Raw genomic sequence first — 10,631 nt, 5'->3', positions numbered from 1 at the left:
CGACGGTTATACTCCGCCTCGCTAAAAGGAAGCCCGGGCGCCAAGCTCGACTGAGTGTTCGCCATTACCTCTCCTCCGCTCCCGTCGTTGTGCTTAGATGGTCAACTGCCGGGTGGTTTGCGTCAAATGCAATTTTTATATTTTTGCCATCTAGCGGCGAGATGCCCCTATGGGGTGAAGTCCTAACCTGCTTGATGCACGGAGATGAGCTTTCGGCGGCCTGAAGCGGCGATCTGGTTGCCTTTACCGTGCGTCTTCCCAAGCGTAATAGGCGCCGGCGGTGATCCGTCGTGATGGAAGGCGAGTGGTTTGGGTCAGCGGGTTTGTTTCGGGACGTCTGCGCCCCATTGTTTATGTCGCGAGTTGCGGGATGCGACTGAGGACGGTGCGCAGGATACGCTGGTCCGGGCAGGATGTCGGCAATGCAGGCGAATTTGGGTTTTCATCTCGACCACGCGGCCGTCGAGCTTGAGGAGCGTGAGCCGCAGTGTGGCTAGCTGGGCACCGCATCGCGCAGGGTGAGCATCAGATCCTATGAGGAGGGTGGACAGCGACCTGCGCTGTGGCAAAGTGAGGTCGCGGAACCAACACCTTACCCTGGAGGCAAGCATGCCCGTTGCAGCTCACCAATCCGAAGGGCCGACGGCTATCCGTATCGATCTTGGCGCAATCTTCGTCCCATTTCGAACTCTTATGTCAAATGCAAGCGGCATGGCCACGACTGTTCATCCCGCCAACAATGGGTGGTCCTGCTTAGATGCTATAGGGCGAGCGGCGAGGTGTGGCATCCTTCGGCGCTGTTGAATCCACCATCAGAAGGAGCCGCCCCATGTCGTAGTCTTTTGACTCAAGCCGGTCCCTTACCGCTCTCGAACAGGATAACACGATCGTCGCCGTCATCGAGATGAGCAAGGCGAAGTGGGTGATTGCCGCGCTTGTTCCGGGTTTCAAGCGCCAGCCGCTCGACATGGTGATCACCTCGCTGTCGCCAGTTGGCGGCGAGAAGATGTCGAAGCATTCGGTGGCGGCCGGCAACATCGCCGGACTGCTGGCGCGCTTTGTCGAGCTTAAAAAGAAGGCAGAGGCGCGACCGGGCAGTGTTCTCCGATCGTGATCCATGAGGCCGGGCTCGATGGTTTCTGGATCCATCGAAAGTCACGTCGTCGATGCGGCGTCGATTGCGATTTCGCGCCGGCGCCGTCGCGCAAAGACCGACAAGATCGACGGTGAGGCGCTGATCCGGGCGTTGCTGGCCTACAAGCTAGTCGAGCCACGGGTGTGTGCGATGCTTCGGGTAGCGACGCCCCAAAAGGAGGACCGTTGCCGCATCACGCGTGAGCGCAAGGCGTTGACGGACGAGCGCGTGCGCCACGTCAACCGCATCAATGGCCGGCTGTTCGCCCACGGCGTATCCGCCCAAGAACCAATGCATCGCGACCGGCGCAAGCGACTGGAGGCGCTTAAGACCGGCGACGGCTGAGCGATGCCTGCATATCTGAAGATGCAGATCAGCCGGGAACTTGATCCGCTCGAATTGCTGCTGGAACAGATCAAGGCGGTTGAGGCTGCTCGCGATGCTGTGCTCGCTGCCGCGCATGTCGTCTCCCCGGCACCGGCGATGCTGATCAATCTAAAATGCATCGGGCCGGAGTTCGCCGCCTTCCTGTGGTCCGAAGGCTGTTAGCGATACTTCGAGAACCGACGACAGGTCAAGCGCTCGACTGGCCGGTCGAGCGGGGCCTGAGGCGACAGCGCGGTCAGAGGCGTCTGTTCCTCGGGTTTCCAGACGAGGAATTGCCGCATACTGGTGGAGTGAGAAGTCATGGCGTTTTCTTCCTAGGGTCGAGAATAGGGCGCCAACGTCACCGAAGTTGCAGGTGGGCGATTTGCGATCCGATCTCGTGACACCGTCGCGGGTCGAGAAAAAGCAATGCGGGTCACCTCGTTGCATTCGTACACTCATCCCAGACGTTCCGAAGCATGGGAGCCTGGCGAAGCGGGGAAGACCACGGTCTTGTTCCCGTTGAGGAAGACGCGGCGGTGGAGATGAGCATGGATCGCGCGTGCGAGAACCTGGCTTTCGACGTCGCGCCCGAGCGATATATAGTCGGATGGGCTCTGGGCGTGGGTGACGCGCACCGTGTCCTGCTCGATGATCGGCCCTTCGTCGAGATCGGCGGTGACATAATGCGAGGTCGCGCCGATCAGTTTTACCCCACGCTCAAAAGCCTGCTTGTAGGGGTTCGCTCCTTTGAATGACGGCAGGAAGGAGTGATGGATGTTGATGATGCGGCCGGACATCTTCTCGGACATCTCATTCGACAGCACCTGCATGTACCGGGCGAGCACCACCAGCTCCGCGCCGGTCTCCTCGACGATGCGCATCTGCTGCGCTTCGGCTTCCCTCTTATTCTGCTTCGTAACTTTGACGTAGTGGAACGGAATGTCATGGTTCACGACCAGCTTTTGGTAGTCCAGATGGTTCGAGATCACCGCCACTATGTCGACTGGCAGCGCTCCGATGCGCCAGCGATACAGAAGGTCATTGAGACAATGGCCGAAGCGCGAGACCATGATGATCACCCTCATCTTCTGGCTCTCGTCATGGAAGGCGAAGTCCATTCCGAACGTCTCGGCGGTGTCAGCAAAGCCGTTGCGCAGCGCGTCGAGGCCAGCGCCATCTTCAGAGATAAAGCTCACGCGCATGAAGAAGTTGCCGGTCTGCGTATCGTCGAACTGCGAGCTGTCGGTGATGTTGCAGCCGCTATCGGCGAGGTATCCTGCGATGGCCGCGACGATCCCGCGCTTGGACTTGCAGGTGACGGTCAGGTAGTATTTGTCCATGGCGAGCTTGCTCGTGTGTGCGGAAGAGATCCATTCGGGCGTGTCAGGTAGAGTGCCGGATTGCAAGGGGCTCATAAGGTGAGCCCCTCAGGCTCGGACAGCCTATGAGCACGGCAGCAGGCGGTAACCGTGTTGGCGAGAAGACAGGCGATGGTCATGGGACCGACACCCCCCGGCACCGGCGTTATCGCTCCCGCTACCTCCGCCGCGCTTCCAAAATCCACGTCGCCCACCAGTTGTTGCTTGCCATCCCGCGCGATCCGATTGATGCTCACATCGATCACTGTAGCGCCCGGCTTGATCCAGTCGCCGGGGATCATCTCGGGGCGGCCGACGGCAGCGACAAGAATGTCGGCTCGACGGCAGAATGATGCCAGATCGCGTGTACGCGAATGAGCAATGGTTACGGTGCAGCTGTCATTGAGCAGGAGTTGCGCCATCGGTTTTCCGACGATGTTCGAGCGCCCCACGACCACGGCTTCAAGCCCAGAGAGATCGCCGAGATGGCTTCGCAGCAACATCAGGCAACCCAATGGGGTACATGGCACCATCGCATTTTGTCCCGTGCCCAGAAGCCCGACATTCGAAATGTGAAACCCGTCGACATCTTTTGCTGGATCGATCGCATTGATCACCAGATCGGCGTTCAGATGACTGGGTAGAGGGAGCTGGACAAGGACACCATGAATATCCGGATCGGAATTCAGCTGCTCGATTAGAGCAAGCAGATCGGCCTGAGATGTTTCAGTGGGCAGCTTGTGTTCAAGGCTGCTCATGCCAGCTTCGATAGTCTGCCGTCCTTTGTTGCGCACATAGACTTCCGACGCCGGATCGCCGCCTACCAGAACCACTGCCAGGCCCGGCGTAATGCCGTGTTCCTCCTTGAGCCAGGCCACATGCCCAGCAACGCTCGACCGTAGCTGCGCGGCGGACTCTTTGCCGTCGATGATCTGAGCGGTCATGTTACCTTTCCTCTAGCCGCTTCGCCGCCGTTTCCAGTGCGTGCCAGAGCGATCCGGCCGACGAGCGCGCGCCCAGCACGGCGATATGAGCCTCGCTGCGGCGGATGACGAAACAGCTCATATGCTCAAGCCCGGTGCGCGTCGCGCGGCCCGGGCCAAAATCCGCGAGATCGACGTTAACGAGCTTCGACAGCAGTGCATCGATAGGCCCTGTGCCGGCTCGCGAAACGATCTCGAACGCGACCCAGCCATCGGTCTGCTCGGTCACCGAGCAGCCAGGGGCGAGTTGCTTGAGCTCGGCGGCAAAATCCAGCTCGGCGCGGCCTTCCGCCTCGATCATCCACTGATCCAGCCCGGTCCACAGCGCGGCAACCCCCTGCCCTGCAATCCAGCGGCCTGGTCCGGGAAGAGCGAGGCCGAACGGCGTGGGCTCAACGGTTCCGCGGCGCAGCGCCATGGAGGCAAGCGCCAGACCCCCGTTCTCACGGATCTCCAACGCCCCGAACGATGCGAGGCGTGGTAGTGCGGCACCGAGCGCGGTGATGGGTCTCAGGTCACTCACGAAGACGTGCTCCTTCAGGATCGACAAAATGCGCCGGCACGACGCGCAGGCGCGCGCTTTCGCCTTCGAGCGGGTTCGCGGCCACGATCACCTCGCCCAGCCGTTCATCGCCATTCTCGAGGAAACCGAGCCCGATCATTGAGCCGACATGTGGACTGTAGCAAGCCGAGGTGATCCAACCCTGATCGGTATCGAATTTCCACGGTGCACCTTCCGCAAAAAGATGTGAGCCGCTGACCACCTTCCCGGCAGGATCGACGGGCCGCAGCCCGACCAGGCGTCGCCTGTCGCCGGCAAGGCCCTCACGCCGCGACATCACGGCGCCGACGGAATCCTTCTTCTGCGATACCATACTGCCAAGCCCGACCATGAGGGCCGTCGCCTGTCCGTTCAACTCAGGGCCGGCGGCGTGTCCCTTCTCGATCCGCAGGACCCCCAATGCCTCGGTGCCGTAGGGCGTCGCTCCGAGATCGGCTCCCAGTTCCATCAGCCGCTCGATCAATGCGTGGCCGTAGCGTGCGGGAACCGCAATTTCGTAGGCAAGTTCGCCCGAGAAGGAGATGCGGAAGAGCCGCGCGCGCAGGCCATCGCAGACGGTGAGCTCCGCGCAGGCCATAAAGGGGAAAGCCTCGTTCGACAGGTCGAACCCGTCAACGATGCGGGCGAGCAGAGCGCGCGACTTCGGCCCGGCGACGGCAATCTGCGCCCAGGCATTGGTCGTGGAGATGAGCTGGACGTCGAGTTCCGGCCACAGGCATTGCCGCGCGAATTCCATGTTGCGATAGACCAGACCGGCGTTTGCGGTCGTCGTGGTGACCACACAATGATCCTCGGCCAGCCGCGCGCAGGTGCCGTCGTCATAGGCAAATCCGTCTTCGCGCAGCATAAGCCCGTAGCGGACCCGGCCGACTTTCAGCGTGGCCATCATGTTGCAGTAGAGACGGTTGAGAAACTCGCCCGCGTCCGCGCCCTGGACATCGATCTTGCCGAGCGTCGTCACATCGCACAGGCCCACTGCGCCGCGCACGGCCCTGGCCTCGCGGTCCACGCTCTGGCGCCAGTGCGTTTCGCCCGCACGCGGGAAATATTGCGCGCGCATCCACTGGCCGACCTCGACGAACACCGCACCCTGCGCCTCGGCCCAGTGATGGGTGGGTGTGAGGCGGCGCGGTCGGAAATGCCGCCCTGTATCGCCGCCGCCCAGGACCGAGAGCGTCACTGGAGTGTAAGGTGGGCGGAAAATCGTTGTTCCAGTTTCCGGGATCGACCTCCCGGTCAGCTCCGCCATCACGGCAAGACCGGTCACATTTGAGGTTTTGCCCTGGTCCGTCGCCATGCCGAGGGTCGTGTAGCGTTTCAAATGCTCTACCGGCCGCATGTTCTCGGCATGGGCAAGCTTGATATCCTTCACCGTCACGTCATTCTGGAAATCGACCCAGGCGCGCTTCTTGCCAGGTACGTGGAAGACGGGCGCAACCGTGTAGTCTGCCTCCTCAGCGCGCGGCAAATCGGGCAACGATGCCGCGATTCCAAGTTCGCCCATCGCACGCTGTGCGGCTCGCGCGCCGGAACGCAAGGCGTCGCCGGTGGAAAAATGGCCCGCCGCCGCACCTGCCGGAATTAATCCAAGAGGCCCATTCTCCCCGGGCAGGAATGCCTGCAGCGGTTCATTCCAAACAGGCCGACCGCGATGATGCGAAAAGAGATGCACATTCGGGTTCCAGCCGCCAGAGACCCCGAGCGCGCCGCACTCGATCCATTCGGACCTGCCGTTTGCCTGAACCTCGATCGATTTCAGGCCAAGCCGGCCGCGTGAGCCAGCCACCATGCCCCCCGTGATCAGCCGGTAGTCACCGCGAGCCTTCGCGTCGGGGCGCACGTCGATGACGGCGGCGATCTTGACATCCTTGGCGGCCAGATCGCGCGCGGTGCGATGACCGTCATCGTTATTGGTGAAGACAGCGATGGTCTCGGACGGACATGCCGCCCAGCGATTGGCGTAAGCCCGCATCGCGCCGGCCAGCATGATTCCCGGACGGTCATTGTCGGCAAAAGCGATCGGGCGCTCTGTCGCGCCCGCCGCCAGGACCGCGCGTTTCGCCGTGATACGCCAGAGTGTCTGGCGCACACGCCCGTTCGCCTCTGGGAGATGATCGGACACGCCTTCCACCGCGCCATAGATGCCGTGGTCATAGACCCCGAAAACCGTGGTGCGACGCATCACGCGAATGTTCGGCAGGCTCTCGAATTCAGCCTCCAACGCTGAGATCCAGTCGCTGGCTTGCGCTCCGTCCAACGTTCTCGTCTCGGACAGAAGCCGCCCGCCCAGGCGGAAATCCTCGTCGGCCAAAATCACACGTGCGCCGGAGCGCGCCGCCGTCAGCGCCGCGGCAAGCCCGGCCACCCCCCCGCCGATGACCAAGAGATCGCAATGCAGGAAGCCCTTGTCATAGACATCGGGATCGGCCTGCATTGAAAGGCGCCCGAGGCCCGCCGCCCTGCGGATCGCCGGTTCGTAGAGCTTTTCCCAGAAGGCTTTCGGCCACATGAAGGTCTTGTAGTAGAAGCCGGCTGTGAAGAAAGGCGACAGCAGGTCGTTCACCGCCAACGCGTCGAAGCCGAGTGAGGGCCAGCGGTTCTGGCTTCGAGCCTCCAGTCCGTCGAACAGTTCCACCGTCGTCGCGCGCGTGTTGGGCTCCCGCCGCGCGCCCGAGCGCAGTTCTACCAAGGCGTTCGGTTCCTCCGAGCCGACAGACAGCAGCCCGCGCGGGCGGTGGTACTTGAAGCTGCGTCCCATCAGACGAACGCCATTGGCCAGCAGCGCCGAGGCGAGCGTGTCGCCGGGATTGCCCTGGTAGCGCTTGCCGTCGAAACTGAAGTTCAAGGTCTGCGAGCGGTCGATCAGCCCTCCGGACAGTCGTGTCATTTGCTGCACCTCGTCCGCGAAAGGGCGGCATCGCGGGCCAGTTCCGCACCGAGGACTTCATGCGTGACCGTGTCGCGCGTCACCACCAGCCATGACCGGTCGCCCTGCTCGTGGAACCAAAATTCGCGATGCACGCCGGCCGGGTTGTCGCGCAGGAAGACGTAATCGCAAAAGGCGGCCTCGGCATCGGGCGCGGAGGGATCTGGACGGTCGATGAGCCGCGCGTCGCCCAGATAGGTGAATTCCTGCGCATCCCGCAGGCCCAGAAGTGGATGTGGGATCAGCATTGGACCGCCTTAGTGGAGATTGGGCTGGGCACCGGCGCCGCGCTCGTCGACCACATGGCCGCGTGCGAAACGGTCGATGCGGTACGCACGCGCTGTCTCGTGGGGTGCGCCGGTGGCAAGAAGATGGGCGAAGGCATAGCCGCTGGCTGGCGTCGCCTTGAAGCCGCCATAGCACCAGCCGCCGTTCAGATAGAGGCCATCAATATGCGTGCGGTCGATGATCGGCGAACCGTCCATCGACATGTCCACCACGCCCCCCCACATGCGCAGGAGCCGCGCCCGCCCGATCATGGGCATCAGCGCCATGCCGCCTTCTGCGACGTCCTCCACCACCGGCAGGTTGCCGCGTTGGGCATAGGAATTGTAGCCGTCGATATCGCCGCCGAAGACAAGCCCGCCCTTGTCGGACTGGCTGATGTAGAAATGGCCTGCCCCGAACGTGATCACACCGGGAATGGTGGGTTTGAGCCCCTCCGTGACGAAAGCCTGCAAGACATGGCTTTCGATCGGAAGCCGCATTCCAGCCATTGCCATGACCCGGCTCGATGAGCCCGCCACCGCCACCCCGACCTTGTCGGCGGCGATATAGCCACGCGATGTCTCCACGCCACGCACCTTGCCGCGATCGAGCCGGAAACCGGTCACCTCGCAATTCTGGATCAGGTCCACGCCATGGCTGTCGCCGCCGCGGGCATAGCCCCAGGCCACGCCGTCGTGCCGCGCGGTGCCGGCACGCGCCTGCATCAGGCCGCCTTTGATCGGGAAGCGCGCGTTGTCGTAATTCAGGAACGGAACCATGGCGCGCAGTTCCTCCCGACCCAGCAGCCGTGCGCCCGCCCCCGCCAGCATCATGGCATTGCCGCGGCGGCGAAAGGCATCGCGCTGCGCATCCGTATGAAAAAGGTTGATGATGCCGCGCTGGGAAACCATTGCGTTGAAGTTGAGCTCCTGCTCCAGTCCTTCCCAGAGCTTCATCGAGAACTCATAGAAGGGCTCATTGCCGGCAAGCAGGTAGTTCGAGCGGATGATCGTCGTGTTCCGCCCGACATTCCCGGATCCGAGCCAACCTTTCTCCAGCACGGCGATACGCGATCGTCCGAAGGTCTTGGCCAGATAATACGCTGTGGCCAAGCCGTGGCCGCCTCCGCCGACAATCAAATAGTCGTAGGAAGGCTTTGGATCGGGATTGCGCCAGAGCGGCCGCCACCCGGTGTGACCCTTGAGCGCTTCAGCAAAGACGCGGAAGCCGGAAAACTTCATATCAAGGACTCCTTGGACTGCCGAGACTATGTCACGGCAAGGGCAGCGAGGTGTTTTCAAAATTGACTCATGTGTGCTTTTGCCGGACATGTGCGAACGATGTGGATGATAGGATTTTCAACGGGATGATTGACGGGAATCACGGCAGCCCGCGGCGATACGGTTTCCTGCTGATCGAAGGCTATGCCCTGATGTCCGCAGCCTCCGCGGTCGAGCCGCTGCGCGCCGCCAACCTGCTTAGCGGGCGGGTTCTTTACGATCTGAACTTCATGTCGGCCAAGGGCGGGTGGATGCGCAGTTCCGTCTCGGGTGCGTTCGAGACCGAACCTGTTTCACAAGCAGGCACTGATTTCGATATTCTCTTCGTCGTCGCCGGCGGCAACCCCCTCACCTATCGAGACGACAGGATCCTCGCTTGGCTGCGCCGTCTCGCCCGGTCGGGAGTGCCTTTGGGCGGAATCTCAGGCGGAGCGGCAATCCTGGCGGCAGCGGGTGTGATGTCGTCACGCCGGTTTACAATTCACTGGCAGCACATTGATGCAATGCGGGAGACGTATCCCGACGCACTCATCGAACGGCGGCTGTTCGTCATCGATCGTGACCGCTTCACCTGCGCGGGCGGCATGGCCCCCCTAGACATGACCCATGCGCTGATCGCTTCAGATCACGGTGTGGAATTGGCCCGTGCGGTCAGCGATTGGTTCATCCATACCGGCGTCCGGCAGGCCGAGGCCCCTCAGCAATTGGACCCAATACGCAGGTACGATCTGCGCCATCCCGCTCTGGTCGCCATGGTGGAATTGATGACAAGCCACATTGCGGACCCGCTGAAGCTGGGCGATCTGGTACACTTGAGTGGTATTGGGATGCGGCAATTAGAGCGGTTGGCAACGGAACAGTTAGGACAGAGCGTGATGCAGTTCTATCGGTCTTTACGGTTGGAGAAGGCCGACGAGATTCTCCAACAGTCAAACCTGCCGCTCGTCGAAGTCGCGCTGGCCACCGGCTTTTCCAACCGCAGTCATTTCTCACGGGCCTTTCAGGCCCACTTTGGCGTGGGTCCCGCAACCCACCGCAAACAGCGCGGCCAAAGCGAAAATTATCACGGCAGGACGCTTTTGGGGGGCGGTCAAGTGTAGACTAGGAAAGGTCTCCACAACATCGAGCTTCTCGTGGGCGAGACGAAAACTTTTTACGCAATTCCTCGAGCCGAGATGTTCTCGCAAGAGGATGGTCTGAGCGCCTACGCGGCAATCTGGCAGCCGAATAAAGCGAAGCTGTCCTCGTCTTCATCCAGACGGCATCGACAATCTTCGACATATCGTCGACGAGAGCAGGGCTACATGACACTCCCCCAACCCGCCCCAGGAAAATCTTCCGAGACCATAGCGGCCTTGGCCGTTTGGATACCAATAGCATAGCGTTACCCGAGATGTGCCTGCCCGTCCGTCTCGACGAATCACTGCAACGCTTCGGAAGATCGGGCCAGTTCACGCGCGGCGTCTTCTTCGGCATATCGCCTGCCACGTCGAGAGAGAGCAGCCAGAAGAGGCCCAAGCCCTGCTGCTTCGAGGTTGCCTATTGCCGAGAGGATCTCGTCCTGCCACCGCGGGTGAACGTTCTCTCTGCTGAGGCCCTTGAATTTCTCCCAAATCTGATCGGTCGATAAAGGGCGCAGGACATCCCCAAGTGGGTGTCGTACAATCATTTCTTCCGGCCCTTTCCCTTGATCCATGACAACGCGGGCTGGCGTTTCGGCTGGAAACGCCGAAGCGAAATCGGAGGACGCT

The 10,631-nt window shown here is 61.8% G+C and carries 7 protein-coding genes and 2 pseudogenes; 2 read left to right on the top strand and 7 right to left on the bottom strand.

Translation table 11 applies throughout. The features are described 5' to 3' along the window. Positions 1-904 precede the first annotated feature (904 nt). Positions 905-1,681, top strand: a pseudogene (locus tag EN862_RS34505) (IS110 family transposase); the annotation flags it as partial. A gap of 278 nt (positions 1,682-1,959) precedes the next feature. On the opposite strand, the gene purU reads toward EN862_RS34505, so the two are convergent. The 6 genes from purU to EN862_RS34475 form a co-directional block, all read right to left on the bottom strand. Continuing rightward, complete coding sequence (gene purU / locus EN862_RS34500; protein ID WP_126101852.1) at positions 1,960-2,844, bottom strand: formyltetrahydrofolate deformylase; 885 nt, start codon at positions 2,842-2,844, stop codon at positions 1,960-1,962. Between the two features lie 71 nt (positions 2,845-2,915). Continuing rightward, entirely contained in the window at positions 2,916-3,806 is an 891-nt protein-coding gene (folD, locus tag EN862_RS34495) for a bifunctional methylenetetrahydrofolate dehydrogenase/methenyltetrahydrofolate cyclohydrolase FolD (RefSeq protein ID WP_126101853.1), read from the bottom strand. 1 nt (position 3,807) lies between these two features. Continuing rightward, positions 3,808-4,395 carry a sarcosine oxidase subunit gamma gene (locus EN862_RS34490; protein WP_245460085.1) on the bottom strand — a complete coding sequence of 196 codons (588 nt, stop codon included), beginning with the start codon at positions 4,393-4,395 and terminating at the stop codon, positions 3,808-3,810. After that, the gene (locus tag EN862_RS34485; RefSeq protein ID WP_126101854.1) at positions 4,361-7,294 is read right to left on the bottom strand and encodes a sarcosine oxidase subunit alpha family protein; all 2,934 of its coding nucleotides are present in this window, start codon (positions 7,292-7,294) and stop codon (positions 4,361-4,363) included. Before EN862_RS34485 ends, EN862_RS34490 begins: the two co-directional genes overlap by 35 nt. Then, positions 7,291-7,581: a sarcosine oxidase subunit delta gene (locus tag EN862_RS34480; protein WP_126101855.1), complete on the bottom strand. Its 291-nt coding sequence runs from the start codon at positions 7,579-7,581 to the stop codon at positions 7,291-7,293. The genes EN862_RS34485 and EN862_RS34480 overlap by 4 nt, the downstream gene beginning before the upstream one ends. A gap of 9 nt (positions 7,582-7,590) precedes the next feature. Next, positions 7,591-8,841, bottom strand: coding sequence for a sarcosine oxidase subunit beta family protein (locus EN862_RS34475; protein ID WP_126101856.1), 1,251 nt, complete (start codon positions 8,839-8,841; stop codon positions 7,591-7,593). A gap of 125 nt (positions 8,842-8,966) precedes the next feature. On the opposite strand from EN862_RS34475, the gene EN862_RS34470 reads away from it, so the two are divergent. Beyond that, the gene (locus tag EN862_RS34470) at positions 8,967-9,980 is read left to right on the top strand and encodes a GlxA family transcriptional regulator (RefSeq protein WP_210212399.1); all 1,014 of its coding nucleotides are present in this window, start codon (positions 8,967-8,969) and stop codon (positions 9,978-9,980) included. A gap of 320 nt (positions 9,981-10,300) precedes the next feature. Here EN862_RS34470 and EN862_RS36625 read toward each other — a convergent pair. Next, a pseudogene (locus EN862_RS36625) lies at positions 10,301-10,631 on the bottom strand (hypothetical protein); the annotation flags it as partial.

This window comes from Mesorhizobium sp. M2E.F.Ca.ET.219.01.1.1 (assembly GCF_004016445.2).
Classification (GTDB): domain Bacteria; phylum Pseudomonadota; class Alphaproteobacteria; order Rhizobiales; family Rhizobiaceae; genus Mesorhizobium.
This window is presented reverse-complemented; position numbering and strand designations above follow the sequence as displayed.

Coding starts and splice junctions, on each gene's coding strand:
- purU (WP_126101852.1), bottom strand. CDS start 2,844: ATGGACAAATACTACCTGACCGTCACCTGCAAGTCCAAGCGCGGGATC.
- EN862_RS34480 (WP_126101855.1), bottom strand. CDS start 7,581: ATGCTGATCCCACATCCACTTCTGGGCCTGCGGGATGCGCAGGAATTC.
- EN862_RS34475 (WP_126101856.1), bottom strand. CDS start 8,841: ATGAAGTTTTCCGGCTTCCGCGTCTTTGCTGAAGCGCTCAAGGGTCAC.
- EN862_RS34485 (WP_126101854.1), bottom strand. CDS start 7,294: ATGACACGACTGTCCGGAGGGCTGATCGACCGCTCGCAGACCTTGAAC.
- folD (WP_126101853.1), bottom strand. CDS start 3,806: ATGACCGCTCAGATCATCGACGGCAAAGAGTCCGCCGCGCAGCTACGG.
- EN862_RS34470 (WP_210212399.1), top strand. CDS start 8,967: ATGATTGACGGGAATCACGGCAGCCCGCGGCGATACGGTTTCCTGCTG.